23 protein-coding genes are annotated in these 26,368 nt (G+C 73.4%); 11 read left to right on the top strand and 12 right to left on the bottom strand.

Going from position 1 to position 26,368, the window contains the following annotated elements; genetic code table 11:
* Positions 1-158: 158 nt before the first annotated feature.
* On the bottom strand, positions 159-1,091 hold the full coding sequence (locus HCK00_RS00530) for a metallophosphoesterase (protein ID WP_168099713.1): 933 nt from the start codon (positions 1,089-1,091) through the stop codon (positions 159-161).
* 531 nt (positions 1,092-1,622) lie between these two features.
* On the opposite strand from HCK00_RS00530, the gene HCK00_RS00525 reads away from it, so the two are divergent.
* Positions 1,623-2,090, top strand: coding sequence for a GatB/YqeY domain-containing protein (locus HCK00_RS00525; protein WP_168099712.1), 468 nt, complete (start codon positions 1,623-1,625; stop codon positions 2,088-2,090).
* Positions 2,091-2,271: 181 nt separating this feature from the next.
* On the opposite strand, the gene HCK00_RS00520 is transcribed toward HCK00_RS00525, so the two are convergent.
* Positions 2,272-4,566, bottom strand: coding sequence for a transglycosylase domain-containing protein (locus HCK00_RS00520; RefSeq protein WP_168099711.1), 2,295 nt, complete (start codon positions 4,564-4,566; stop codon positions 2,272-2,274).
* Positions 4,567-4,982: 416 nt separating this feature from the next.
* Here HCK00_RS00520 and HCK00_RS00510 point away from each other — a divergent pair, with 416 nt between their 5' ends.
* Positions 4,983-5,339: a WhiB family transcriptional regulator gene (locus HCK00_RS00510; RefSeq protein WP_206319781.1), complete on the top strand. Its 357-nt coding sequence runs from the start codon at positions 4,983-4,985 to the stop codon at positions 5,337-5,339.
* Here HCK00_RS00510 and HCK00_RS00505 read toward each other — a convergent pair.
* Together HCK00_RS00505 and bagA are read right to left on the bottom strand one after the other, a co-directional pair.
* The gene (locus HCK00_RS00505) at positions 5,321-6,799 is read right to left on the bottom strand and encodes an ArsA family ATPase (protein ID WP_168099709.1); all 1,479 of its coding nucleotides are present in this window, start codon (positions 6,797-6,799) and stop codon (positions 5,321-5,323) included. The two genes, HCK00_RS00510 and HCK00_RS00505, sit on opposite strands and share 19 nt — an antisense overlap.
* The gene (gene bagA / locus HCK00_RS00500) at positions 6,796-7,785 is read right to left on the bottom strand and encodes an ATPase BagA (protein WP_168099708.1); all 990 of its coding nucleotides are present in this window, start codon (positions 7,783-7,785) and stop codon (positions 6,796-6,798) included. The genes HCK00_RS00505 and bagA overlap by 4 nt, the downstream gene beginning before the upstream one ends.
* A 72-nt stretch (positions 7,786-7,857) precedes the next feature.
* Between bagA and sp36 the strand changes: the two genes are divergently transcribed.
* The 4 genes from sp36 (at position 7,858) to HCK00_RS00480 (ending at position 10,418) form a co-directional block, all read left to right on the top strand.
* Positions 7,858-8,016: a Sp36 family protein gene (gene sp36, locus HCK00_RS00495; protein ID WP_003956809.1), complete on the top strand. Its 159-nt coding sequence runs from the start codon at positions 7,858-7,860 to the stop codon at positions 8,014-8,016.
* On the top strand, positions 8,013-8,501 hold the full coding sequence (locus tag HCK00_RS00490) for a RidA family protein (protein ID WP_168099707.1): 489 nt from the start codon (positions 8,013-8,015) through the stop codon (positions 8,499-8,501). The genes sp36 and HCK00_RS00490 overlap by 4 nt, the downstream gene beginning before the upstream one ends.
* A 151-nt stretch (positions 8,502-8,652) precedes the next feature.
* Positions 8,653-9,591, top strand: coding sequence for an NUDIX hydrolase (locus HCK00_RS00485; RefSeq protein WP_240965135.1), 939 nt, complete (start codon positions 8,653-8,655; stop codon positions 9,589-9,591).
* Complete coding sequence (locus HCK00_RS00480) at positions 9,588-10,418, top strand: MBL fold metallo-hydrolase (RefSeq protein WP_168099706.1); 831 nt, start codon at positions 9,588-9,590, stop codon at positions 10,416-10,418. The genes HCK00_RS00485 and HCK00_RS00480 overlap by 4 nt, the downstream gene beginning before the upstream one ends.
* A 161-nt stretch (positions 10,419-10,579) precedes the next feature.
* Here HCK00_RS00480 and HCK00_RS00475 read toward each other — a convergent pair whose 3' ends face one another.
* Positions 10,580-11,254 carry a Crp/Fnr family transcriptional regulator gene (locus HCK00_RS00475; RefSeq protein ID WP_168099705.1) on the bottom strand — a complete coding sequence of 225 codons (675 nt, stop codon included), beginning with the start codon at positions 11,252-11,254 and terminating at the stop codon, positions 10,580-10,582.
* 258 nt (positions 11,255-11,512) lie between these two features.
* Here HCK00_RS00475 and nth point away from each other — a divergent pair, with 258 nt between their 5' ends.
* The 3 genes from nth to HCK00_RS00460 all read left to right on the top strand — a co-directional run bounded on the left by nth (position 11,513) and on the right by HCK00_RS00460 (position 14,505).
* Positions 11,513-12,466, top strand: coding sequence for an endonuclease III (gene nth, locus HCK00_RS00470; protein ID WP_311765086.1), 954 nt, complete (start codon positions 11,513-11,515; stop codon positions 12,464-12,466).
* 152 nt (positions 12,467-12,618) lie between these two features.
* The gene (locus HCK00_RS00465; RefSeq protein ID WP_168099991.1) at positions 12,619-13,293 is read left to right on the top strand and encodes an NUDIX hydrolase; all 675 of its coding nucleotides are present in this window, start codon (positions 12,619-12,621) and stop codon (positions 13,291-13,293) included.
* Positions 13,294-13,305: 12 nt separating this feature from the next.
* Positions 13,306-14,505, top strand: coding sequence for a MarP family serine protease (locus HCK00_RS00460; RefSeq protein ID WP_168099703.1), 1,200 nt, complete (start codon positions 13,306-13,308; stop codon positions 14,503-14,505).
* A 188-nt stretch (positions 14,506-14,693) separates the two neighbouring features.
* On the opposite strand, the gene HCK00_RS27135 is transcribed toward HCK00_RS00460, so the two are convergent.
* The 6 genes from HCK00_RS27135 to HCK00_RS00430 form a co-directional block, all read right to left on the bottom strand.
* On the bottom strand, positions 14,694-14,909 hold the full coding sequence (locus HCK00_RS27135) for a hypothetical protein (protein ID WP_168099702.1): 216 nt from the start codon (positions 14,907-14,909) through the stop codon (positions 14,694-14,696).
* A 191-nt stretch (positions 14,910-15,100) separates the two neighbouring features.
* Positions 15,101-16,027: an alpha/beta fold hydrolase gene (locus HCK00_RS00450; RefSeq protein ID WP_168099701.1), complete on the bottom strand. Its 927-nt coding sequence runs from the start codon at positions 16,025-16,027 to the stop codon at positions 15,101-15,103.
* Positions 16,028-16,052: 25 nt separating this feature from the next.
* On the bottom strand, positions 16,053-16,493 hold the full coding sequence (locus HCK00_RS00445) for a phage holin family protein (protein WP_168099700.1): 441 nt from the start codon (positions 16,491-16,493) through the stop codon (positions 16,053-16,055).
* 66 nt (positions 16,494-16,559) lie between these two features.
* Positions 16,560-17,996 carry a Na+/H+ antiporter NhaA gene (gene nhaA, locus HCK00_RS00440; protein ID WP_206319778.1) on the bottom strand — a complete coding sequence of 479 codons (1,437 nt, stop codon included), beginning with the start codon at positions 17,994-17,996 and terminating at the stop codon, positions 16,560-16,562.
* Positions 17,997-18,248: 252 nt separating this feature from the next.
* Complete coding sequence (acs, locus tag HCK00_RS00435; protein ID WP_168099698.1) at positions 18,249-20,225, bottom strand: acetate--CoA ligase; 1,977 nt, start codon at positions 20,223-20,225, stop codon at positions 18,249-18,251.
* 90 nt (positions 20,226-20,315) lie between these two features.
* Complete coding sequence (locus HCK00_RS00430; RefSeq protein WP_168099990.1) at positions 20,316-22,508, bottom strand: SulP family inorganic anion transporter; 2,193 nt, start codon at positions 22,506-22,508, stop codon at positions 20,316-20,318.
* Between the two features lie 430 nt (positions 22,509-22,938).
* Here HCK00_RS00430 and HCK00_RS00425 point away from each other — a divergent pair, with 430 nt between their 5' ends.
* Complete coding sequence (locus tag HCK00_RS00425; RefSeq protein WP_168099697.1) at positions 22,939-24,174, top strand: polysaccharide deacetylase family protein; 1,236 nt, start codon at positions 22,939-22,941, stop codon at positions 24,172-24,174.
* A gap of 199 nt (positions 24,175-24,373) precedes the next feature.
* Here the strand turns inward: HCK00_RS00425 and HCK00_RS00420 are convergent, their stop codons facing one another.
* Complete coding sequence (locus HCK00_RS00420) at positions 24,374-25,360, bottom strand: ATP-binding protein (RefSeq protein ID WP_168099696.1); 987 nt, start codon at positions 25,358-25,360, stop codon at positions 24,374-24,376.
* Between the two features lie 101 nt (positions 25,361-25,461).
* Between HCK00_RS00420 and HCK00_RS00415 the strand changes: the two genes are divergently transcribed.
* Positions 25,462-26,283 (top strand): Fic family protein, encoded by an 822-nt coding sequence (locus tag HCK00_RS00415; RefSeq protein WP_168099695.1) that lies wholly within the window; start codon positions 25,462-25,464, stop codon positions 26,281-26,283.
* Positions 26,284-26,368 lie beyond the last annotated feature (85 nt).

Genomic DNA, 26,368 nt, shown 5'->3' with positions numbered 1-26,368 from the left:
GACCCGCGGCTCCAGGCGAAATCCGATAACCGGGGGCCGGCGGGGTGGCCGTCCGGGGCGGGGAGACGCAGGTGGGAGGGGTTGTCCAGGGCGCGCCGGGCGGGCCGGGCGGCTCTGTCACCGGCCGACGCGCCCGGGTCCCCGCCCCACTCCTCGCCTCAGTCCTCCCGCTCCGTCAGGGTCAGCAGTGTCGCCTCCGGGGGGCAGGCGAAGCGGAACGGGGTGTAGCGGTTGGTGCCGCAGCCCGCGGAGACGTGGAGGTGCGCGCGCCGGCCGGCGGTCCGGTGGGTGGAGAGGCCCTTGACGCGTGCGGTGTCCAGGTCGCAGTTGGTGACCAGGGCGCCGTAGAACGGGACGCAGAGCTGGCCGCCGTGGGTGTGGCCGGCCAGGATCAGCGGGTAGCCGTCCGCCGTGAAGGCGTCCAGCGCGCGCAGGTACGGCGCGTGCACCACGGCCAGGGAGAAGTCGGCGTCGGGCTCGGGACCGCCCGCGACCTCCTCGTAGCGGTCGCGCTTGATGTGGGGGTCGTCCAGGCCGGTGAGGGCGAGTTCGACGCCGTCCAGTTTCAGCCGCCCGCGCGAGTTGGAGAGCCCCACCCAGCCGGCGGCGTCGAACGCGTCCCGCATGCTCTCCCACGGGTTGCGGTCGACGCCCATCGCCGGGTCGTCCTTGCCGTTGAGCCCGTGCTGCCGGCGCGCCTTCTCCAGCAGGTAACGGGCGGGGTTGCGCAGGCGGGGCGCGTAGTAGTCGTTCGAACCGAAGACGTAGGTGCCGGGGAACTCCATCAGCGGCCCGAGCGCGTCCAGCAGCTCCGGCACGCCCTCCGGGTCGGAGAGGTTGTCACCCGTGTTGACGACGAAGTCCGGCCGGAGACCGGCGAGTTCGCGCAGCCAGCGCTGCTTCTTCCGCTGGCCGCCGACCATGTGGATGTCGGAGACGTGCAGGACGCGCAGCGGTCGCATCCCGCGGGGCAGGACGGGTGCCGTCACCCGCCGGAGCCGGAACGAGCGGACTTCGAAACCGGCGGAGTAGGCGAGGCCCGCCGCTCCCACCGCCGTGATTCCCAGGGGTACTGCGTATCGCGCGCGCATGGGTCCATCGTCGCAGAGGGAGAGGGATGCGGCGGCACGTAGTGATCATGTGGCCGGGTGCCGGGTGCCGGGTGCCGGGTGCCGGGTGCCGGGTGCCGGCCGGGGGCACGTGCCGGCGCGGGAGGCGCGTGACCATGGGCGGGCCGTGGTCCGGGCCCCGGGCCCATGCGCTCCCGGGTACGGCCGACGCCACGGCAGCCGTACCACACCGCCCTGGGAAGCCGTCCCGGGAAGCCGCCACCGGAGCGGGCCACGGAGCGGGCCACGGGGCATGGCCCCCCGGTGGGTAGGGCCCCGGCGGACGGGGCGGGGCGGGCGCTGCGTGACGGGACGCCCCCTACCGCCCGTCCGTCCGTCCGCCCCTTCGTCCGCCCGTCCGCCCGTCCGCCCGTCCGCCCGTCCGCCCGTCCGCGCGGGAGCCGGTGCGGGGCGCGCTCCGCGAGGCCCTCGCGGAGCGCGTGCCGTGCGCCCCCGGAGAGCCCGGGGGGAATGAGCTGGGCCGATCGTGGGCCTTCCTGGCAGACTCACGGCATGACCACGCTCAAGAACCGCCTGCAGGAGGACCTCACCGCGGCCATCAGGTCCCGCGACGAGCTGCGTTCCTCCACGCTCCGGCTGACCCTCACCGCGATCACCAAGGAGGAGGTCGCGGGCACCACGTCCCGTGAACTCTCCGACGACGAGGTGCGGAAGGTGATCGCCCGCGAGGCGAAGAAGCGCCGCGAGTCCGCCGAGGCCTTCGCGCAGGGCGGTCGTACGGAGTCGGCCGAGCGGGAGCGGGCCGAGGGCGAGGTGCTGGCGGAGTACCTGCCGCGGCAGCTGTCGGACGAGGAGCTCTCCGCGATCGTGGACGAGGCCGTCCGGGAGGCCGTGGCCGGTGGGGCCGAGGGCCCGCGCGCCATGGGCGCCGTGATGAAGATCGTGAACCCGAAGGTCGCGGGCCGGGCCGAGGGCGGACGGGTCGCCGCGCAGGTCAAGAAGCGTCTCGCGGCGGGCTGAGCTCCGGCCGCGCAGGGGTGGGGGCCGGCCTCACGGACGGGCGGGCGCCCTTCCCCACGGGCACGTGGATGCCGAAGACGGGAAAGAGCCCTCCCCGGCGCGCGAACCACCTGGTTCGCGCGCCGGGGAGGGCTCTGCCGGGCCGGTGACCGGGCCGGTGAGGCCCCCTGGCGGTGACCGGTCAGCGGTTCCCCGGCCGCCAGCCGCCGTTGCCGCCGCCGTTCCCGCCGAAGCCCCCGCCGTTGCCGCCTCCGCCGATGGCGTCCGGCGGGAAGCTGAAGTCCGGGAACGGGCTGCCGCCGCCGTTCCCGCCGCCACCACCACCGCCGCCGTTCCCGTTCCCGGGCCGGCCGCCGTTCCCCTCTCCGCCCCGGTCGCCGCCGCCGTTGCCGCCGGGCTTCGGCGGGTCGGAGATCTGCACCTCGGTGAAGCCGGGTGCTTCCTTGCCCGCCAGGGCGCCGCTCATCGCGTCCCGCCAGATCGGGCCGGGCACCCCGCCGCCGAAGACCTTGGGGTGGTAGTCGCCGCCGATGGTGATGTCGACCATGTTCCGCTTGTGCTGCGGGTCGCCGACCCAGACCGCTCCGGACATGTTGGGCGTGTAGCCCACGAACCAGGCGGCGTAGCGGGAGTCGGTGGTGCCGGTCTTGCCCGCGCTCGGCCGGCCGCTCAGCCCGGCCTGGGTGCCGGTGCCGTCCTCGACGACGCCCTTCAGCAGGGTGTTGATCGTGTCGGCGGTGCGCTCCTTCATGGCCCGGGCGCACTTGCCCTCCGGGACCTTCAGTGACGTGCCGTTCGCGTCCTTGATCGACTCGATCGCGACCGGCGTGCAGTAGACGCCACGGCTGGCGAAGGTGGCGTAGGCCGCGGCCATCGTCAGCGGGGACATCTCCTGGACGCCCAGCGTGAGGGAGGGCACCTCCTTGAGCTTCCCGCCGGCGGCCGGTGTGGCGCCCATCTTCTCGGCCAGTTCCACCACCGGGCAGATACCGATGTCACTGATGAGCGAGACGTAGTAGGTGTTGACCGACTTGGCGGTGGCCTCCCGCATCCCGTACGGGCCGACCTCGCTCTCGTTCTCGTTCGCGACCTTGGGCGGGTTCTGCTCCGACCACTGTCCCTCGCACTTGGGGACGGGGCTCGGGTACTGCATCTCGTACGGGGAGGGGTAGGAGCGCGTCGGGTTCACGCCGCGCTCGATCGCCGCCGCCGCGACGATCGGCTTGAACGTCGAGCCGGGCTGGTACCCCACGCCGCCGCCCATGGCGTCGTCCACGGAGAAGTTGATCGTGCTCTCGTTCTTCGATGTGTCCATGCCGTACGGGCGGGACTGGCCCATGCCGCGGATCTTGCCGGTGCCCGGCTCGACCAGGGACATCGCGGCGGCCACCTCGTCGCCCTGGTAGACGTGCTCCTTGATCGAGGCCTGCACGGCCTTCTGCGACTTCGGGTCGAGGGTGGTGCGGATCGTCAGCCCACCCTCGTTCCACCGCTGGTTGCGCGCCTCGCGGGTCTTGCCGAACTCCTCGCTGCCGAGGAAGACCTCGCGGACGTAGTCACAGAAGAAGCCCGCGCCGTTCACCGCCGTGATGCAGCCGTTCTGCGGTCTGCTGACCTTCAGGCCCAGCGGCTTCTCCTTGGCCTCGGCCGCCTCCGCCGTGCTGATGTCCCCCTGCCGCGCCATCCGGTCCAGCACGGTGTTGCGCCGCTGGGTCCCCGCCTCGGGGTTGAGGATCGGGTCCCAGCGGCTCGGCGACTGGACGATCCCGGCCAGCAGCGCGGCCTCCTCCAGCTCCAGGTCCTTGGCGGACTTGCTGAAGTAACGCTTCGCCGCGGCCTCGACGCCGTAGGCCTGCTGGCTGAAGTAGGTGATGTTGAGGTAGTTCTCCAGGATCTTCTTCTTGCCCAGTTCTTCCTCGACCTGGATCGCGTACTTCAGCTCCTGGATCTTGCGGCCGAGGGTCTGCTGGGTGGCGGCCTGGAACTTCTCCTTGTCGTTCCCCGCCTCCTCGACGAAGACGTTCTTCACGTACTGCTGGGTCAGCGTCGACGCGCCCTCGGAGACCTCGCCGGCCTGCGCGTTGCGGTTGACGGCGCGGAGCACGCCCTTGAGGTCGACGGCGCCGTGCTCGTAGAACCGGGCGTCCTCGATGGCCACGATCGCCTTGCGCATGTGCGGCGAGACCTTGTCGAGCGGCACCACCGTCCGGTCCCGCGAGTAGACGCTGGCGATGAGACCGCCCTCGGCGTCCAGGATGCTGGTCTTCTGGCTCAGCGGGGGGCGCTTGAGGTTGGCGGGGAGTTCCTCGAACCCCTGGGCCGTCCCCTTCGCCGCCAGACCCAGTGCGCCGGCGGCCGGAAGCGCCAGGCCGGCCAGCACGGCACCGGAGAGCAGGCTGACACCGAGGAACTTGGCGGCCTGCCGTGTGGTCGAGTGCGGGGTCGGGCGGCCGCCGCCGGAGCGCTTGTCCGTCATGGAAGCAGCCTACGTTCTCATTCGCCGGACAGGTACGCATCCCTTGGCCTAAGCTCGGACGCACGGTTCCCCCCCCCTTGGTCCTGCCGTCCTGCCGTCCTGGTCCCGCGCGGGCGCTCCCCCTCGCCGTGCCGGGCAGGATAGGTGCGGCATTGCGGACATATGCCGTCCGCCTTTCCCGGCCCCTCCCCCGGGACGCGCCCCAATTGCCCGGCTGTACCCGCTTCTTGCGTGATGCCCCAGGGTCACTCCGTTGGGTGATCTGCCGCGTACGCATAGTCCTTTCGGGCCATTCGAGATTGGGCCCGCTGGGGGTGTTGCGCTCTGTCGACCTTCCGTAACGTCCTCAACTGGCAACGGTGAATATGCCGCTGCCGCCGTGGGGGAGCCTCGATTGGGGAGAGGACGGCGCCAGCATGGGCTGGGTAACCGACTGGAGTGCGCAGGCCGCCTGCCGCACGACCGATCCGGATGAGCTGTTCGTTCAGGGCGCGGCCCAGAACAGGGCCAAGGCAGTCTGCACCGGATGTCCGGTGCGTACGGAGTGCCTCGCCGACGCGCTGGACAACCGTGTCGAATTCGGTGTCTGGGGAGGCATGACGGAACGGGAACGGAGGGCATTGCTGCGACGGCGGCCGATGGTCACCTCGTGGCGCCGCCTTCTGGAGACGGCGCGCGCCGAGTACGAGCAGAGCAGCTCGGGCCTGCTCTCCGTGGAGATCGAGCCCGACGAGTACGAGAGCGGCTACGGGAGCTACGCGGCGGCGGGCTGATCCGCCCGGTCCGCCAGCTGTTCCCCGATGGCCCGCAGCCCCGCCAGGTCGTGGACGTCCCCGGGGAACGCGGGCACCTCCGTCACCGCGACCTCCGGGTGGAGCGCGGTGAAACGGTCCCTCGTGCGCCGCTCGCGGTCGAGGGTCCGCATGCGCTCCGCGTGCAGCCGGAGCAGGCCCGCGGCGAGCTGGTCGGCCGTGCGGTCCATGGAGCTGTGCTCCACCGGCCTGTGCTCCACGGACCGGTGCTCCGCAGCTGCGGCCCCGGAAGCAGCGGCCGAGGTGGGGGACGGGCCGGCGGACTCGGCGCCGCCGGTGGCGGGCCCGTCGTCGGGGCCGTCGGGAAGCCCGGCTTCCAGTTCCTCCGCGGCGGCCAGCGCCCGCTCGGCGCTGATCCGGTCCGCACCACTGCCGTGCACCCGGTTCAGGACGAGACCGGCCAGCGGCATCCGCTCGGCGGCGAGCCGTTCGACGAAGTACGCCGCCTCCCGCAGCGCGTCCTGTTCCGGCGCCGCCACCACCAGGAAGGCCGTGCCGGGCGCCTGCAACAGCCGGTAGGTGGCGTCGGCCCGGGTCCGGAAGCCCCCGAACATGGTGTCCATCGCGGCCACGAACGTCTGTACGTCCCGCAGCAGCTGGCCGCCGACCAGCTTGCTCAGGGTCCCGGTCATCATCGACATCGAGGCGTTGAGGAACTTCATCCCGGCCCGGCCGCCGACCTTCGCCGGTGTCATCAGCACCTTGATGAACGTGCCGTCGAGAAAGGACCCCAGCCGCTTCGGCGCGTCCAGGAAGTCCAGCGCGGAACGGCTCGGCGGGGTGTCCACGATGATCAGATCCCACTCGTCCCGCGCCCGGAGCTGGCCCAGTTTCTCCATGGCCATGTACTCCTGGGTGCCCGCGAAACCGGCGGACAGCGACTGGTAGAAGGGGTTCGCCAGGATAGCCCGGGCACGCTCCGGGTCGGCGTGCGCCTCGACGATCTCGTCGAAGGTGCGCTTCATGTCCAGCATCATGGCGTGGAGTTCGCCGGGCCCCCGCCCGTCAGCGGTCCCAGGGCTCCCGGCGGATTCCTCGGCGCCGTTGTCGGTACCGCTGGCGTCGCCGGATCCGTCCGGCGCCGCGGCGGTGATGCCCTCGACCCGGCGCGGAACGTTGTCCAGTGAGGCGATCCCCAGGGACTGGGCGAGCCGCCGGGCCGGGTCGATGGTCAGCACGACCACCCGCCGGCCCCGCTCGGCCGCCCGCACCCCCAGCGCCGCCGCCGTCGTCGTCTTGCCGACGCCGCCGGAGCCGCAGCACACGACGATGCGCGTGGCCGGGTCGTCCAGCAGGGCGTCGGTGTCCAGCCGCGCCACCCCGTCCAGCGCCGCCGGGGCCGCGGGCGCCACCGGGAGCGCGCCGCCCGCGGCTTCCCCGGCGCCCTCCGGCGTCTCCGGCCGTCGTCGCCCGCCGTTCATCCGGCCACCCCCGGCACTCCCTGCTTCCGTATGTCCTTGGCCAGCCGGTACAGCCCGGCGATGTCGGCGCCCTCGTCCAGGAACTCCAGCTCCGGCGCCGGCAGCCCCAGCCCGGCTATCTCGCGGCGCTGCGCCTGCTCCAGCCGGACCCGTACGACGTGCTCCCGCGCCTGGTCCAGCAGCGGGCCGACGAGCCGCTCGGCCGGGCCGCCGCGGCGGGCGCCGCCCAGACCCGCCCGGGAGAACGCGCGGGTGACGGCCTGCCGCTCGCCGTCCGCGGCCCTGCGCACGTCGTCCTCGTCGAGCAGCGGCGGCCGGACCATGTTGACGAAGATCCCGCCGACCGGGAGCGACGCGGCGCGCAGCTCCGCCACCCCGTCCACCGTCTCCTGGACGGGCATCTCCTCCAGCAGCGTCACCAGGTGGACCGCCGTCTCGGGGGACTTCAGCACCCGCATCACGGCCTGCGCCTGGTGGTGCACCGGGCCGACCCGGGCCAGCCCCGCGACCTCGTCGTTGACGTTGAGGAAGCGGGTGATGCGGCCGGTCGGCGGGGCGTCCATGACGACGTGGTCGTACACGGGCCGGCCGTCCCGGCCCTGGCGGCGCACCGCCTCGCAGACCTTGCCCGTCAGCAGGACGTCGCGCAGGCCCGGGGCGATGGTGGTGGCGAAGTCGATGGCGCCGAGCTTCTTCAGCGCCCGGCCGGCGCCGCCGAGTTTGTAGAACATCTGAAGGTAGTCGAGGAGAGCCCGCTCCGCGTCCACGGCGAGGGCGAAGACCTCACCGCCGCCCGGGCCGACCGCGATCTTGCGCTCCTCGTAGGGCAGCGCCTCCGTGCCGAAGAGCTGCGCGATGCCCTGCCGGCCCTCCACCTCGACCAGCAGGGTGCGCCGCCCCTGATCGGCCAGGGCCAGCGCGAGAGCCGCGGCGACCGTGGTCTTCCCGGTGCCGCCTTTACCGCTGACGACGTGGAGCCTGCTCATGCCTGGGAGCCTAACCAGTCGGGACCCGGGCTACGCACGGGCGAGGGTGTCGCAGGCATTACAGTCACCACCATGACCAAGTGGGAATACTCGACCGTGCCGCTGCTCGTCCACGCCACCAAGCAGATCCTCGACACCTGGGGCGAGGACGGCTGGGAGCTCGTCCAGGTCGTGCCGGGGCCCAACCCCGAGCAGCTGGTGGCCTACCTCAAGCGCGAGAAGACGGCATGAGCGCCGTCGAGAGCCGGCTCGCGGAACTCGGCCTGACGCTGCCGGGGGTGGCCGCGCCGGTCGCCGCGTACATCCCGGCCCTGCGGACGGGCCGCTACGTCTACACCTCCGGCCAGGTTCCGCTGGTCGAGGGCACCCTGCCGGTGACGGGCAAGGTCGGCGCCGAGGTCACCGCGGAGGAGGCCAAGGAGCTGGCGCGGATCTGCGCGCTGAACGCGCTGGCCGCGGTCAAGTCCGTGGTCGGGGACCTCGACCGGGTGGCCCGGGTGGTCAAGGTCGTCGGATTCGTCGCCTCCGCGCCGGACTTCACCGGCCAGCCGGGCGTCGTCAACGGCGCCAGCGAGCTGCTGGGCCAGGCGCTGGGTGAGAAGGGCGTGCACGCCCGGAGCGCGGTCGGGGTGGCGGTGCTGCCGCTCGACGCGCCCGTCGAGGTCGAGATCCAGGTGGAGATCGAGGACGACGCCGCGGACGGTGCCGGCGCGTGACGTCCGCCGCCGGGGGAGGGGCCGGACCCCGGCGCCCCCGGCGGACGGCGCGGCCGGCGCCGTGACGGCAGGGCGGTCCGCCGGTCCGTGCGGGGTGCCTCCGCGGCCCGGGGCCCTCGAACACGAGGCCGGGAGCGCATAGCATCCGGCCATGTCCGCAACCGATGCCCCGTGGTACCCGCCCGAGTGGCCCGAACGCGTCCGCGCCCTGGTGGACGGCGAGCTCACGCCCGTGACGCCGCGCCGCGCGGCCACGGTCCTGCTGCTCCGCGACGGTGACGGCGGACCCGAGGTGCACATGCTCCGGCGGCGCACCACGATGGCCTTCGCCGGCGGCGCCTACGCCTACCCCGGTGGTGGGGTGGACGCCCGTGACGAGCGCCCCGTCGGCTGGGCCGGACCCTCCCGCGCCGCCTGGGCGCGGTGGCTGGGCACGGACGACACCGGTGCCCAGGCCGTCGTGTGCGCGGCCGTCCGTGAGACCTTCGAGGAGTCGGGCGTGCTGCTGGCCGGCCCCGGCCCCGGCACGGTGGTGGCGGACACCACCGGCCCGGACTGGGAGGCCGACCGGGCCGCGCTCGTCAGCCGCGAGCTGTCCTTCGCCGACTTCCTCTCCCGGCGCGGACTGCTGCTCCGCAGTGATCTGCTGGCCCCCTGGGACCGCTGGATCACACCCGAGTTCGAACCGCGCCGCTACGACACCTGGTTCTTCGCCGCCGCGCTCCCCGAGGGGCAGCGGACGCGCGCGGTCTCCTCCGAGGCGGACCGCACGGTGTGGATCCGTCCGGCCGCGGCCGCCGCCGGCTTCGACCGGGGCGAGCTGTCGATGATGCCGCCGACGGTCGCGACGCTGCGCCGGCTGAGCGCCTACGGGTCGGCGGCCGGGGCGCTGGCCGCGGCGGCCGGGCGGGAGCTGACCCCGGTGCTCGCCCGGGCCGAGCCGCGGGAGGGGGAGATCGTGCTGCGGTGGCCCGGGAACGATGAGTTCACCACGTACATCCCGCGCGGGCCCGCCGCGGCCGCACCGGTCCCGGCGCCCCCGGCGGGGCCGCAGGGGACGCCCGCGCCCGGTCAGGAGGCCGGGGCATGACGGACGCCGCGGCGCTGCCCGGACAGCCGCGCGGAACGGTCCGCTCCGGCCCCGCCACGGAACGGGCCGTGTGCGTCCTGGCGCCCAACCCCTCGCCGATGACGCTGGACGGCACCAACACCTGGATCGTCGCCGAGCCGGACTCCGCGCACGCCGTCGTCATCGACCCCGGGCCGCTGGACGAGTCCCACCTCGCCGCGGTGGTGGCGGTGGCCGAGCGGGCCGGGAAGCGCGTCGCGCTGACCCTCCTCACCCACGGCCACGCCGACCACGCCGAAGGCGCGGCGCACTTCGCCGAGCTGACGGGCACGGCGGTGCGCGCCCTGGACCCGGCGCTGCGACTCGGGGACGAAGGGCTCGCCGCGGGCGACGTGATCACCACCGGCGGGCTGGAGCTGCGCGTCGTCCCCACCCCCGGGCACACCTCGGACTCCCTCTCCTTCCACCTCCCGGCCGACGCGGCGGTGCTCACCGGGGACACCGTCCTCGGCCGCGGCACGACGATGGTCGCGCACCCGGACGGCAGGCTGGGCGAGTATCTGGACTCCCTGCGGCGGCTGCGCTCGCTGACGGTCGACGACGGGGTGGACACCGTGCTGCCCGGCCACGGGCCCGTGCTGGACGACGCGCGGGGAGCGCTGGAGTTCTACCTCGCCCACCGGGCGAGCCGGCTGGCGCAGGTCGAGACGGCGGTGGAGGCGGGACACCGGACGGCGCCGGAGGTCGTGGCCCACGTCTACGCCGACGTGGACCGGAGCCTGTGGCCCGCCGCCGAACTCTCCGTCCGGGCACAGCTGGCGTATCTGCGCGAGCGCGGGCTGCTCTGAGCGGTACCGGCGCGGCCGGGAGGCCGGGGCGGCGGCGCGGCACGCCGACGGGCCCCGCCCCGGGACGACGGGGGCAGGGCCCGCAGGTGAGAGACGTGGGTCGGGGAGGGGCCGGGTGCGGTCCCGGCGCCGGAGGGCGGCCGGGCGCCGGGCTTCCCGGGTCAGCGCGAGCGGCGGGCGAGCCGCTCGACGTCCAGCAGGATCACGGCGCGCGCCTCCAGGCGGAGCCAGCCGCGGCCCGCGAAGTCCGCCAGCGCCTTGTTGACCGTCTCCCGCGAGGCGCCCACGAGCTGGGCCAGTTCCTCCTGCGTCAGGTCGTGGACGACGTGGATGCCCTCCTCGGACTGCACGCCGAAGCGGCGGGAGAGATCCAGCAGCGCCTTGGCCACGCGGCCCGGGACATCGGAGAAGACCAGGTCGGACATGGTGTCGTTGGTCCGGCGCAGCCGCCGCGCGATGGCGCGCAGCAGCGCGGTCGAGACCTCGGGGCGCACGTTCAGCCAGGGCTGGAGGTCGCCGTGGCCGAGGCCGAGCAGTTTGCACTCGGTGAGCGCGGTGGCCGTGGCCGTACGGGGGCCCGGGTCGAAGAGCGACAGCTCACCGATGAGCTCGCCGGGGCCGAGCACGGCGAGCATGTTCTCGCGGCCGTCGGGGGAGGTGCGGTGCAGTTTGACCTTGCCCTCCGTCACGACGTACAGGCGGTCGCCCGGGTCGCCCTCGTGGAACAGCGCCTCACCCCGTGCGAGGGAGGCCTCGGTCATCGAGGCGCGCAGCTCAGCGGCCTGATCCTCGTCGAGCGCCGCGAACAACGGGGCGCGCCGCAGAACGTCGTCCACGAGTTTCTCCTTGTCGACACGCTCAGGGGACCGTCGTCCCCATGATGCCGTTGATACCGGACGGCGAAAACCGTGTGATCAAACACAAGTGTGGCGCATCGATGCCGCAAGCCATACGGCAGGGGGCCGATTGGGGGTTGATTCTTTGCGGCCGGAGCGGACCGTCGCGGCTGGCCGTAGGCTGGCCGGGTATCCAATACGCCTTTGAGAGCACAGGATAAGGGGGCCGTACGGGTGACAGAGGCGCCTGATTCCGCTGTGGGCGAACGGCGGCCCGCGCGCCGGCGGAAGGCCGCGACGAGCGCCGGTGCCGGCGCCCCGGCCGGGACGACCGGAGAGAACGGGACGAGCGGGAAGGCCGGGGAGACCGGGAGCCCGCGAGGGGCCCGTACCGCCGCGGCGCCGTCCGCGCGGGCGGCCGCGCCGAAGCCGGCGAAGCAGCCGAAGCCGGAGTCGCGTCTGGCCCTCGTCCGCCGGGCCCGCCGGATCAACCGGGAACTGGGCGAGGTTTACTCGTACGCCCACCCCGAGCTGGACTTCGAGAACCCCTTCCAGCTCCTGGTGGCCACCGTTCTCTCCGCGCAGACCACCGACCTGCGGGTCAACCAGACCACTCCGGGCCTCTTCGCCGCCTACCCCACCCCGGAGGATCTGGCGGCCGCCGACCCCGAGGAGCTGGAGCAGATCATCCGGCCGACCGGCTTCTTCCGCGCCAAGGCGAAGTCGCTGCTCGGCCTCTCCGCGGCGCTCCGCGACCGGTTCGGCGGCGAGGTGCCCGGCCGGCTGGAGGACCTGGTCACCCTCCCCGGCGTCGGGCGCAAGACCGCCAACGTCGTCCTGGGCAACGCGTTCGGTGTCCCGGGGATCACCGTGGACACCCACTTCGGGCGGCTGGTGCGCCGCTGGAAGTGGACGGAGCAGGAGGACCCGGAGAAGGTCGAGGCCGAGGTCGCCTCGCTCTTCCCGAAGAGCGAGTGGACGATGCTCTCGCACCGGGTGATCTTCCACGGCCGCCGGATCTGCCACGCCCGCAAGCCGGCCTGCGGTGCCTGCCCGATCGCGGAGCTCTGCCCGGCCTACGGCGAGGGCGAGACGGACCCGGAGAAGGCGCGGAAGCTGCTCAAGTACGAGATGGGCGGGCAGCCCGGCCAGCGCCTGAAACCCCCCGCCGACTACCCCGGACCGCCCGCGCCGCCGCTGGGCGCGGAGTGACGGGCCGGGCGGACCCCGGCTACGGCACCGCGGGGAGCCCGGTGGCCGGGGGCGGCCCCGGTGACGGGGGCGCCGTGGGCCGGCCCGGGGACCTCACCGGTGCCGCCGTCTCCGCGGAGGGGATCCCGGGCTGGCTCGACCCGGTGGCGCGGATGGCGCGGACGGTGCGGCCGCACCAGCTCAGCCGGTTCCTGCCCCCGGAGACGGGCGGCCGTCCCGCCGCCGTGCTGGTCCTCTTCGGCGACGGGGCCGGTGGGGGGCGCGTCGAGGGAGGCGGCGCCGCCGCGCCCGGAGCGCCCGGCGAGGGGGGTGCCCCGGGCGGCCCGGAGCTGCTGCTCATCGAACGTTCCACCAGCCTCCGCTCGCACGCCGGCCAGCCGTCCTTCCCCGGTGGCGCGGTCGACCCCGGGGACGGGGACCCGGAGGGCGACGGTCCGCTGCGGGCCGCGCTGCGGGAGGCGGAGGAGGAGACCGGGCTCGACCCCCACGGGGTGCGGATCTTCGGGGTGCTGCCGCGGCTGTACATCCCGGTGAGTGACTTCGTCGTGACGCCGGTGCTGGGCTGGTGGCGGGAGCCGTCGCCGGTGGCCCCGGTCGACCCGGCCGAGACGGCGCGGGTGTTCTCCGTCCCCGTGGCGCATCTCACGGACCCGGCCAACCGGGTGGTCACCGTCCACCCCAGTGGCCACCGGGGCCCGGCCTTCCTGGCCGGAGAGGCACTCGTGTGGGGCTTCACGGCCGGGGTGATCGACCGGATCCTGCACCACGCGGGCTGGGAACGGCCCTGGGACCGCTCGAAGCAGGTCCCCCTCGACTGGCGCGCATGAGACGGTGTCAGGGTGAACGTGCTGGACATCCTGCTGCTGCTCGCCGCCGTGTGGTTCGCCGTCGTGGGGTACCGACAAGGCTTCGTGGTCGGCATCCTCTCCGTCGTGGGCTTCCTGGGCGGCGGGCTCGTCGCCGTCTATCTGCTGCCGGTGATCTGGAACCGGGTCACCGACCAGGCGCAGCCGAGCACCGCGGCCGTGGTCGTGGCGGTGGTCGTCGTCATCGTCTGCGCCTCGGCGGGGCAGGCGTTCACCACGCACCTCGGCAACAAGCTGCGCGGCCACATCACCTGGTCCCCCGCTCGGGCGCTGGACGCGACCGGCGGCGCGCTGGTCAACGTGGCGGCCATGCTGCTGGTCGCCTGGCTGATCGGCGCGGCCCTGGCCGGAACGACGCTGCCCACGCTGAGCAAGGAGGTCCGCGACTCCACGGTGCTCCGGGGCGTGAGCCGGGTGATGCCCGAACAGGCCAACGGCTGGTTCTCGGAGTTCGGCTCCATCCTGGCGCGGAACGGCTTCCCGCAGGTCTTCAGCCCGTTCGCCAACGAGCCGATCACGTCCGTGGAACCGCCGGACCCCGAGCTGGCGAACAGCCCCGTCGCCGCCCGCGCCAAGCGGAGCATCGTCAAGGTGCTCGGGACCGCGACGAGTTGCAGCAAGGTCCTGGAGGGTACCGGCTTCGTCTTCGCGCAGAACCGCGTCATGACCAACGCGCACGTCGTGGGTGGCGTGTCCGAGCCGACCGTGCAGATCGGCGGTGAGGGCCGGCTGTACGACGCCACGGTGGTGCTCTACGACTGGGAGCGCGACATCGCCGTGCTGGACGTCCCCGGCCTCGACGCGCCCGCGCTGCGGTTCGCCGGGCAGGACGCGGAGCGGGGCGACGGCGCGATCGTGGCGGGCTTCCCCGAGAACGGCGGTTTCGACGTCCGGGCGGCCCGGGTCCGCGGCCGCATCCAGGCCAAGGGGCCCGACATCTACCACCGGTCCACCGTCAGCCGGGACGTCTACTCCCTCTTCGCCACCGTCCGCCAGGGCAATTCCGGGGGCCCGCTGCTGACCGAGGACGGCCGGGTCTACGGGGTCATCTTCGCCAAATCGCTGGAGAACGCGGACACCGGTTACGCCCTCACCGCGGACGAGGTGAGCGAGGACGTCCGGCTGGGCCGCGCCGCCCGGTCGCCGGTGGACAGCCAGGGCTGCGCGCTGTGACGCGGACCGCCCCGGCCCTGAGCGGGGCCGGGGCGGTGTGTCGGATGTCGGGTCGTACGGCGGGAGAACCCCCGGAAGCCGCAGGCACGGAGGCCTGAGGAGTGCGGGGAGCGGCCAGGTGCCGGGCCCCGCTGCCGTCACCGGGAGAGCCCCGCTCCGCATGGAGCGGTGGCCGGCCGGGGCGGCGGTCAGTCGCGCGGATGGCGCAGGCGCGCCGAGACCCAGCGGGCCCGGCGGCGGAGGATGTGCGGAATGCCGAGCCCCGGAGGCTCCATGACGGACGTCGCCGAAGGGCGCTCGGCCCGTCCGGGGGATCCGGGGGAGGCCACCCCTGGCGGAGCGTTCCGCGCTGCGGGGGTGCGGTGATCACGAGACACGTCACGGTAGTCGTGCGTCCAACCCATACCGAGGGCCTTCCCGGGACCCGTGGTCGGTAACCGCCCCTCCGCCGGCCATTTGTCCTATGCGGCGGGCACATGGCCGGGCCCGCCGGAACCGGTGCCGGGCCGCGCCGCCGGGGGCCGGGCGGCGGCTGTGGGGGAGCCGGCCGGAGGGCCGGGGGAGAGCGGGTGGGGAGCCGGACGGGGCCGGGCGTTCAGCGGTCGGGCTCCGGATCGTGGAGCCAGTTGACCAGCTCGCCGGAGAAGGATTCCGGGTCCTCCTCGTGCGGGAAGTGCCCGAGGCCGTCGAAGAGCCGCCAGCGGTAGGGGGCCTCCACGTACTCGCCGGAGCCGGCGGCGCTCCGCGTCCGCATCACCGGGTCGAGCGACCCGTGCAGATGGAGGGTCGGCACCCGCACCGGGCGCTTCATCCGGCGGTTGAACTGGATGCCGTCCGGCCGGGCCATGGAGCGCACCATCCACCGGTACGGCTCGATCGCGCAGTGCGCGGTCGACGGAATCGTCATCGCCCGGCGGTAGACCGCCAGCGTCTCCTCCTCCGGGGGACGCGGCCCGGACCACTCGCTTATCAGCCGCCCCACCAGGGCCGCGTCGTCCGCCACGAGGTGGCGCTCCGGCAGCCAGGGGCGCTGAAAGCCCCAGACGTACGCACCGGCCCGGGTCTGCCGGACGTCCGTCAGCATCGCGGAGCGCCAGCGGCGGGGGTGCGGCATCGAGGTGACCACGAGCCGGCGGACCAGCTTGGGCCGCATCACCGCCGCGGTCCACGCCAGATAGCCGCCGAGGCCGTGGCCGACGAGCGCCGCGTCCGGCTCGCCGAGGGAACGGATCACGCCCGTGACGTCCAGCGCCAGATTGGCCGGATCGTAGCCGCGAGGGGTGCGGTCGCTGCCGCCGACGCCCCGCAGATCCATCGCCACCGCGCGGAACCCCGCCTCGGCGAGCGCCGTGAGCTGGTGCCGCCACGCCCACCAGAACTCCGGGAAGCCGTGGAGCAGGAGGACCAGCGGGCCCTCACCGGCCTCGGCGATGTGGAAGCGAGCGCCGTTGGCGGCGACGTCCCGGTGGGTCCAGGGGCCGTCGACGCGGACGGCTGTTGCGGCGGATTCGGGCGCGGTCATGCCCAAGAGCGTGCCACACCCGCCGTCACGGGGCGGGCTCGGCCGGGACGGCGACCCGGCGCCGCGGGTGGGGCTTCGCGTTGCCGAGGACGGCGGCCGACCGCCGGGCCGAGGCCATGCTCCGCTCGGGCTTCTTGACCTTCTTCACCTTGGCGGCGGCGAAGGCCCCGAGCAGCGCCGCCAGCACCAGGTGGATGCCCCCCACGATCAGGAACGACCAGGCCAGCCCGAGTCCCAGGTTGTGGATGCCGTACGCGGCGGCGAAGCTCAGCACCGGCAGGGAGAAGAGGACGAGGACCCCGGCGGCCGTGAAGGCGGTACCGCTGATGCCTGCCCGCTTCACGTCCTGCCGCAGCTCCGCCTTGGCCAGTGCGATCTCGTCGTGGACGAGTGCGGACAGCTCGGTGGTGGCCGTGGCCACCAGCTGCCCGAGGCTGCGGTTGCCGTCCTGTTCGACTGGGCTCATGGCTCCATCCTCAATTCGGGTCTGCGGGGGCTCCTCGCGGGGCCGGTCCCGACCGGCTGCCCCCGATCATGCCGGATCATCACCGGACGCGCGGTCCCGCGGGGCGTCTTCGGCGGAGCCGGCGGGCTCCGTGTGCCCGGCGGTTCCGGTGGACTCGGCGGTCCCCGTGGCCCCGGGGCGCGCGGCGTGTTCGGCGAGCCTGCGGTGCTCGGCGGCCTTCCGCTCTAGCTTCTCCGCCATCCGGAGGTGGTAGGCGGGGTCGTCCTTCTCGTAGATGTCCGGGATGCCGGAGTCGTCCTCGTCGAGGTTCTCCTCCTCGTAGAGCCGGCGGTACTTCGCGTTGCGGATCTTCAGCAGCGTGCCGGCCACGAGGGCGGAGATGAGGGAGCCCATGAGCACGGCGGCCTTGACCTCGTCGGCGAGCGCCGGGTCCTCGGGGAAGGCCAGTTCGCCGATGAGCAGGGAGACCGTGAAGCCGATACCGGCCAAGGAGGACAGGGCGAACAGATCCGGCCAGGCGAGTTCCTCGTTGAGCTCCGCCTTGGTGAAGCGGACCGCCAGCCAGGAGCCGCCGAAGACGCCGAGGACCTTGCCGAGGAAGAGACCGAGGACGACGCCCAGCGGCTCGGGCCGGGTGAAGACATCCGCGAGAGCGCCGCCGGAGACGGACACACCCGCGGCGAACAGGGCGAACAGGGGTACGGCGAGACCCGCGGAGAGCGGGCGCACCTGGTGCTCGATCCGCTCCGCGGGGGACTGGCTCTCCCCGTCGCGGAGGGTGCAGCGCAGCAGCATGCCCATCGCGACGCCCGCCACCGTGGCGTGCACCCCGCTGGCGTGCATCAGCGCCCAGATGACCAGGGCCAGCGGAACGTAGATGTACCAGCCGTGGACGCGCTTGTGGTGCAGGAACCAGAAGAGGGCCAGGCCGGCGAGGGAGAGCCCGAGCGCGAGGAAGTCGAGATCGGTGGTGAAGAAGACCGCGATGATCAGGATCGCGCCCAGGTCGTCGACGATCGCCAGGGTGAGCAGAAAGGCCCGGAGCGCCGAGGGCAGCGCGGTGCCGATCACGGCGAGGACGGCGAGGGCGAAGGCGATGTCGGTCGCCGTCGGCACCGCCCAGCCGGAGAGGCTGCCCCCCATGGTGGACGCGGTGACCACGTAGACCAGCGCGGGAACGGCCATGCCGCAGAGGGCGGCGACGATGGGGAGCGCGGCGGCCCGGGGGTCGCGGAGCTCCCCGGCGACCAGTTCGCGCTTGAGCTCGATGCCCGCGACGAAGAAGAAGATGGTCAGCAGGCCGTCCTTGGCCCAGCTGCCCACCGACAGATCGAGGTGGAGGGACTCGGGGCCGAAGGTGAAGTCGCGGACGCCCTCGTAGACTCCGCTGAGCGGGGTGTTCGACATGACGAGCGCGATGACGGCGGCGATGAGCAGCAGAACGCCGCCCACCGTCTCGGTGCGCAGGATGTCGGCGACGCGGTTCCGCTCGGGGAGCGACATACGGCCGAGAAGCTTGGGGCGGTGGGGCGTGGCCACAGGAAAGGACCCTCCGGTCGGTCGTTCAAGTACTCTCTGTGACCGCGCGTTCGGGCACGGCACAGCGACTGCCGACCAGACTTCCCGGCGCACCCTGTTGACTATCGGTTTTGCTCTGTGGCCTCCACCCTACCCACAACGACCGGGAGAAACCGTCGGTGATGACGGCGCCTCCCGGCCGGTGGGCGCGGTGGGCGGCCGGGGGTCCCTCCGGGGTCAGTCCTCGCCGGAGGAGGCGCCCGGCAGCTTGGACTGGATCAGTTCCATCACCGAGGAATCGGTGAGCGTGGTGACGTCCCCGAGGGCGCGGTTCTCCGCCACGTCCCGCAGCAGCCGGCGCATGATCTTGCCGGAGCGGGTCTTGGGGAGTTCGGCCACCGGCAGGATGCGCTTCGGCTTGGCGATCGGGCCGAGGTGCTTGGCCACGTGGTTGCGGAGCTCCGTGACCAGGGCCTCGCCCTCGGCCTCGGCGTCCACGTTGCCGCGCAGTATGACGAAGGCGACGATCGACTGGGTGGTCTGCGGGTCGGTCGCGCCGACGACCGCCGCCTCGGCGACCTTGGGGTGCGAGACCAGCGCGGACTCCACCTCCGTGGTGGAGATGTTGTGGCCGGAGACCAGCATGACGTCATCGACCCGGCCCAGCAGCCAGATGTCGCCGTCCGTGTCCTTCTTGGCGCCGTCACCCGCGAAGTAACGATTCTCGAACCGGGACCAGTAGGTGTCGAGATAGCGCTGGTCGTCACCCCAGATCGTGCGGAGCATCGACGGCCACGGCTCGGTGACGACGAGGTATCCGCCGCCGCCGTTGCCGACCTCCTTGGCCTCGTCGTCCACGACCGTCGCGGAGATGCCCGGCAGCGGGATCTGCGCCGAGCCCGGCTTGGTGGCGGTGACACCGGGGAGCGGGCTGACCATGATGGCGCCGGTCTCCGTCTGCCACCAGGTGTCCACGATCGGGGTGCGGTCGCCGCCGATGTTCTTGCGGTACCAGATCCAGGCCTCGGGGTTGATCGGCTCGCCGACCGAGCCGAGGACGCGGAGCGAGGACAGGTCGAACTTGGCCGGGATGTCGTCACCCCACTTCATGCACGCGCGGATCGCGGTCGGCGCGGTGTAGAGGAGCGTGACGCCGTACTTCTGGACGATCTCCCACCAGCGGCCCTGGTGCGGGGTGTCCGGGGTGCCCTCGTAGAGGACCTCCGTGGCGCCGTTGGCCAGCGGGCCGTAGACGATGTAGGAGTGGCCCGTCACCCAGCCGACGTCGGCGGTGCACCAGTAGACGTCCGTCTCGGGCTTGAGGTCGAAGACCGCCCGGTGGGTGTAGGCGGTCTGGGTCAGATAGCCGCCGGTGGTGTGGAGGATGCCCTTCGGCTTACCCGTGGTGCCGGAGGTGTAGAGGATGAACAGCGGGTGCTCGGCGTCGAAGGCCTCGGGGGTGTGCCGGTCGGACTGGCCGTCCACCAGCTCGTGCCACCAGACGTCGCGGCCCTCCGTCCAGGCGGTGTCCTCGCCGGTGCGGCGGACGACCAGGACGTTGCGGACGTTCTCGGTGCCGGGGCGGGTGAGGGCCTCGTCGACGGCCGGCTTGAGGGCCGAGGGCTTGCCGCGGCGGTAGCCGCCGTCGGAGGTGATCACGACGCGGGCGTCGGCGTCCTCGATCCGGGCGGCCAGCGCGTCGGCGGAGAAGCCGCCGAAGACCACGGAGTGCGGGGCGCCGATGCGGGCGCAGGCGAGCATCGCGAAGACCGCTTCGGGGATCATCGGGAGGTAGATGGCGACCCGGTCGCCGGCGCGGACCCCCAGCTCGGTCAGCGCGTTGGCCGCCTTGGAGACCTCGCGCTGGAGTTCGGCGTAGGTGATGGTGCGGGTGTCGTCGGCCGGCTCGCCCTCGAAGTGGATGGCGACCCGGTCGCCGTGGCCCGCCTCGACGTGCCGGTCCACGCAGTTGTAGGCGACGTTGAGCTTGCCGTCGGCGAACCACTTCGCGAACGGGGGGTTGCTCCAGTCGAGGGTCTGGGTCGGTTCGGTGGCCCAGGTCAGCTGACGGGCCTGTTCGGCCCAGAAGCCCAGCCGGTCGGCCTTGGCCTGTTCGTACGCCTCGGCGGTGACGTTGGCGGCTGCTGCCAGGTCGGCGGGCGGCTCGAAACGCCGCTCCTCTTTCAGCAGGTTGGCCAGGCTTTCGTTGCTCACGACTACTCCCATTCCCTGGGTGTCCGCTGTGGTCCCGGTGATAGCACATCAGGCCATCGCGCGCCCTGACAAGGGTTCCCGCCAAGAGGTCTAGACCTGTAGCGACGGGGATTCCGCTTTTTGGCCCGGCTGGTGGGGCCGGACCTCCGGGTGCACCGGAATGAAGCTTCTGCCCTGGTCACTGAGGAGGTACGCCTGCGCCTCGGCGACATGGAAGTACATTCCGTGCAGGGTGAGGGAGCCCTCGGCCACGCGCCGGGCCACCGAGGGGTGGGCCGACAGATGCGCCAGCTGCTGTACGACATTGGTGATGCACAGCCGCTCAGCTGTGCAGATGGCCGGCCGGCCCGCGAGCTCCGGGACCGCGCCGGTGCGCAGTCGCTCCAGACTGGGGCGGCCGTAGCGCAGCCACCGGCCGAGGGGGGTACCGGAGTCGTCGGGCGGTGCGTCCAGCAGCGCCTGCACCGCGCCACAGCCGGAGTGCCCGCAGACCGTGATGCTGGTCACTTCCAGGACGTCCACCGCGTATTCGATGGCGGCGGCCACCGACTCGTCGGCCGGGTCCGCCCCGGGGGGCGGTGCGAAGTTGCCGACGTTGCGCACCGTGAACAGGTCACCCGGGCCACTCGACGTGATCATGCTGGTGACCAGCCGGGAGTCGGCGCAGGTGAGGAAGAGCTGGGACGGCCGCTGTCCTTCGCGGGCCAGCCGGGCCAGTTCCTCCCGGACCAGCGGAGCGGTGTCCCGCTGGAAGGCGCGCAGGCCGCCCGCGAGCTGTGCGCCGCTCGCTGCGGCCGGGGGCGCGCCCCGTGCGGGCTCGGCGGCCTGGCCCTGCACGCACCGGTGGTTGTGCCACGGGAGCCACGGCCGGCAGCCGTGCCCGGCGGCGGGTTCGCGGTGGCCCGGCCCGCCGAGCCCGGTGACCGAGGCCCGGCCGCCGCGCGCGCCGTACTCCTCGCGCCAGTGGTGGAGCGTCTCGTAGGCGGCGTGGTCCATGAAGGAGCCGTCGAGTTCCACCGTCACGGACGAGCCGGGCGGCAGCTGGCCCAGTGCGCGGCTCAGCCGGGGCACCGCCAGGAACGTCAACTGGCCGTTGACCCGCACCCGGTGGGCACCGCCCGCTTCGCTGACCGAGATGCGGGTGCGGGTCAGCCGGTGCAGCGAGACCGCCACGGCGACCGCGATGCCGAGGGCCGCCCCCTCCAGCACCCCGGCCAGCACCACACCGGCGACCGTCACCGCGTAGACCGGGAACTCGCGGTGCCGGTGAACGTTGCGGATGTGGGCGAAGTTCACCATCTGGACGCCGACCATGGCCACCAGGGCCCCGAGCGCCGCCAGCGGGATCAGCTCCAGCACGGACGCCAGCAGCCCGGCGGCCAGCAGGACCCAGACGCCGTGCAGCACCGTCGACCAGCGGCTCCGGGCGCCGGCCCGGACGTTGGCCGAGCCGCGCATCGCGCCCCCCGAGACCGGGAGCCCGCCGAGCAGGCCCGATACGGCGTTGACGGCGCCCTGCCCGCGCAGCTCCCGGTCGAGGTCGGTGTGCGGGGCGCGGCCTCCCGGGCGCTCCCGGGCCAGCCGGTCGACCGCCACCGCCGACAGCAGGGACTCCAGCGCGCCCACGAGCGCCACGGTGAGCACCGCGGCGCACAGGGCGAGCAGGGGGCCGTCGGGTGCCTCGGGCAGCACGTGCGCCCGCCATGACGGCAGGTCGACGCGGTCCAGCCCCGGCGCCGCGACCACCGTGACCGCCGTGGCGACGGCCACCGAGGCGAGGGCGGCGGGCAGGAGCCGGAGGGCTCGCCCGGCGCGTCCGGGCAGGCGGGGCCAGCAGATCAGGACGGCCACGGTGAGGGCGCCGACGGCGAGCGCCGCGGGAGACGCCGCCGCCAGTTCGGCGGGGAGGGCGCGCAGATTGCCGAGCACCGTGTTGTGCGGCTCGCTGCCGATGACCACGTGCAGCTGGCCGAGGGCGATGGTGACCCCGATCCCGGCGAGGGTGCCGTGGACGATGGCGGGGCTCACGGCGAGCGCCGCGCGCGCCACCTTCAGCCAGCCCAGCCCGAACTGCAGCAGCCCGGCGAGAATGGTGACGGCGCAGGTCGCCGGCCAGCCGTGAACCACGATCAACTCGGCGGTGACGACGGTGAGTCCGGTCGAGGCGCCGGTGACCTGGAGCCGGGAGCCGCCGAGCAGCCCGCCGAGGATGCCGCCGACGGCGGTGGCGACCAGGCCGGCCTGGAGTGGGGCACCGATGGCGACGGCGAGCCCGAGGGACATCGGGATGGCGATCAGGAAGACGGTCACGGAGGCGGCGAGATCGCCGGCTCGGGGCGGGGTGCAGGGGGACACAGGACTGCCTCCTGGCTCTGCGGAGCTGGGTTTGCCAACGGGTGGTAAACGACTCGTAATGCAGAGTAAAGAGTCCTGAGGTCATCACGGGGCGAACCGTCTATCGATTGACTCAATCGGGTGAATACGTATGTTTATCGGCTTGTTGTGTTCTGTGTAGATTCCTGCCCGTGTGACCGTGAGTGGGCCGCCGGAGCCCCACCGTGCGGGGTGAAAACGCGGCGGCGGGGTCACCGGAACAGAGACGGCCCGGCGGGCGCCGCTCGGGGAGCCGGGGGACGGGACCGGGGACGGGCCGCGGAACCGGAGGGACCCGGATCCGCGGGAAGACCGGAAGACCGGAAGAGAGGCGGATCCGATGGCCACCGCACGGAGAGCGGCCACCGGGGCGGCCCGTACCCTCCTCGCTCTGTTTGCTCTGCCGGCACTCGCGGCGCTGACCCTCACCGCCGCCTGTTCCCGGGACGGCGGGGACAGCGATCAGGGACAGCAGGGCCCGGCCGGGAAGAGGGAGATGCCGGGCGCCGTCCGGCTCATCGGCGACGGGTCCACCGCCCACACCGGCAGCCAGCCCCACCAGCCCCTGCCCGAGCGGCTGGCCCCGGGGAGCCCGCCCCCGCAGTTCGTGGTCTTCTCCTGGGACGGGGCGGGTGAGGACGGCCAGCGCCTCTTCTCCCACTTCCGCCGGATCGGCCGGGAGTACGACGCGAAGATGACCTACTTCCTCAGCGGCGTGTACCTCCTGCCGCACACCCGGCGCGAGGTGTACAAGCCGCCGCGGCACGCACCCGGCTCCTCGGACATCGGCTTCAACGACCCCGGTGGTGTCCGGGCCACCGCGGAACAGCTCCGTGCCGCCTGGCTGGAGGGCAATGAGATCGGCACCCACTTCAACGGCCACTTCTGCGGTGCGGACCGGGGCGTCGGAACATGGACGACCGACGAGTGGCGCAGCGAACTCCGGCAGGCCGAGGACTTCGTCAGGACGTGGAAGACCCATGCCGGGCTCGGCGCCATGCCTCCCCTGCCCTTCGACTACGCCCGGGAACTCGTCGGCGGCCGCACCCCGTGTCTCCAGGGCCGGGACCGGCTGCTGCCCGCCGCGGCCGAGCAGGGTTTCCGCTACGACGCCAGCTCACCGGGGGGCCTGCAGGTGTGGCCGTCGAAGCGGGGAGGGATCTGGGACTTCCCGCTGCAGCAGATCCCCTTCCCGGGGCGCCGGTTCGAGACGCTCTCGATGGACTACAACTTCCTCGCCAATCAGTCGGGCACCTCACGGGGCGATCCCGCCCGGCACGAGGAATGGGGACGGCAGATGCGGGACGGGCTCCTGGAGGGATTCCGGCGGGCCCACGACGGCAACCGGGCACCCTTCTTCGTCGGCAACCACTTCGAGTCCTGGAACGGTGGCGTCTACATGCGCGCCGTCGAAGAGGTCATCAAGGAGATCTGCCCGCTGGCCGACGTGCGCTGCGTGACCTTCAAGCAGCTGGCCGACTGGCTGGACGCCCAGGATCCGCGGGTGCTCGCCGCACTGCGCACCCTGGGCGTCGGGCAGCGGCCCGCGGCGGGCTGGGAAAGCCTTCTCCGGTAGCCCGGTAGCCCGGTAGCCCGGTAGCCCGGTGGCCCGGTGGCCCGGTGGCCCGGTGGCCCGGTGGCCCGGTGGCCCGGTGGCCCGGTGGCCCGGTGGCCCGGCAGCCGGTGGCCGGCAGCGCGGGGCGCGCCGGCTGCTCCGTACGCCCGGTGTTCCTCCGGCCTTGCACCGGTCGTTCCGCCGGCTGTCGTGCCGGCCGTCACGCGGGCTGCGGGGAGGCGTTCCGCTCGTCGAGGACGAAGTCCGGGTCGACCTGGGCGGCGAGATCCGTGCCGGTCCGCGCGTTGCCCCAGCTCGCCGCGTTCCGCAGGTGGAAGTGGACCATCTGGCGTGTGTACCGGTGCCGGTCCCGCCGGCCGTAGCGGGCGTCGGCGGCCTCGTGCAGCGTACGCAGAACCTCCCGGTTCGCCTCCTCCAGCTGGCCGAACCGCGGTGGCCGGCCCTTCTCCATGGACCGGACCCAGTCGGAGTGGCCGAAGGCCGCGATGAGGTCGTCCCCCGTCTCCTCGCGCAGGAAGGCGAGGTCGTCCGGGCTCTGCACCTTGTTGCCGACCACCCGCAGCGCGACGCCGAAGTCCCGGGCGTACTCCCGGTACTGGCGGTGGACGGCGACGCCCTTGCGGGTCGGCTCGGCCACCAGGAAGGTCAGGTCGAAGCGGGTGAACATCCCTGAGGCGAAGGAGTCGGAGCCGGCTGTCATGTCGACGACGACGTACTCCTCCCGGCCGTCCACGAGGTGGTTGAGGCAGAGCTCGACGGCCCCGGTCTTGGAGTGGTAGCAGGCCACGCCGAGATCCGCCTCGGTGAACGGCCCGGTGACCATCAGCCGCGCCTCTCCGTCGTCGAGCGGGACGGTGCGGGCGCAGGCCGCGAAGACCGGGTTGTCCCCGGTCAGGCTGAGCAGCCGCGACCCCTCGCCCGGCGGCGTTGTCTTGATCATGGTCTCGGCCGAGGTGATGCGGGGGTTGGTGCCGCGCAGCCAGTCCTTGATCAGCGGCAGATGGCCGCCCATCGCCGGGAGGGCGGCGGCCTCCTCCTCGCCGAGGCCGAGGGCCGGGCCCAGGTGCTGGTTGATGTCGGCGTCGACGGCCAGCACCGGAACCCGGGCGGCGGCGAGATGGCGGATGAACAGCGAGGACAGCGTGGTCTTGCCGCTGCCACCCTTTCCCACGAAAGCGATCTTCATGTTCACCTAGGGTAGTGGAACGGGTGCCCTGGGTGTCGAACGGTGGCGGGTGAGACCACTCCTTCGGGGGGTTCGGCGGCGGAGTGCGTAGGGTCTTCGCCATGCGTACGAATGCCGATCCGCTCGCCGCCCTCGGCGCCCTCCCGGGCGTGGCCGACTCCGTGGAATCCGTACGGAAGGCCGTGGACCGGGTCTACGGCCACCGGGTCATGCGCCGCCGGAGCAACGAGATCACCTCCGAGGCGGCGCTGCGCGGCGCGCGCGCCTCCGCCGCGCTCGCCGGGGCCGACTGGGCGCTGGAGGAGGTGCGCCGGCGCACCGACTTCGGCTCCGGGGACGAGCCCCGGACCGTGGGTGCGGCCCTGAGGCTGACGGCGGAGTCGGGACAACTGCTCGGCGTGTGGCGGCAGTCACCGCTGCGGGTGCTGGCCCGGCTGCATCTGGTGGCCGCCTCCGGCGCGGCGCCCGAGGACAGGGTGGGCCGCCCGCGGCGGGCGGGTGAACCGGTGGACGAGCCACAGGTGGAGCTGGACCTCCCGGACGCGGCCGAGGTCGCGGGCCGGCTGGACGGGCTGGCCGGCCTGCTGGTTGCGGGCAGTGCGGCACCGTCGCTGGTCACGGCGGCCGTGGTGCACGGGGAACTGCTGGCCCTGCGGCCGTTCGGCTCGCACAACGGCCTGGTGGCCCGGGCCGCCGAGCGCATCGTGCTGATCGGCGGCGGGCTGGACCCCAAGGCGGTGTGCCCGGCCGAGGTGGGCCACGCCGAACTGGGGCCGCAGGCCTACGCGGAGGCGCTCGGGGCCTACTCGACCGGGTCGCCCGACGGCCTGGCGGCCTGGATCGCCCACTGCGGCCGGGCGGCCGAACTCGGGGCGCGGGAGAGCGCCGCCGTCTGCGAGGCGCTGCAACGGGGAGCCGCCTGACCGCCCGGGAGGCCGGGGCGGGGAGCCGCGGACCGGCCGGGCCGCCGGAGCGGGAGGGGCGCTCGCCGTCACCGGCGCGGGGGCT

This window comes from Streptomyces zingiberis, assembly GCF_012034935.1.
GTDB lineage: Bacteria > Actinomycetota > Actinomycetes > Streptomycetales > Streptomycetaceae > Streptomyces > Streptomyces zingiberis.
Note: the sequence above shows the minus strand (reverse complement) of the source record. Positions and strands in the feature narration are given on the sequence as shown.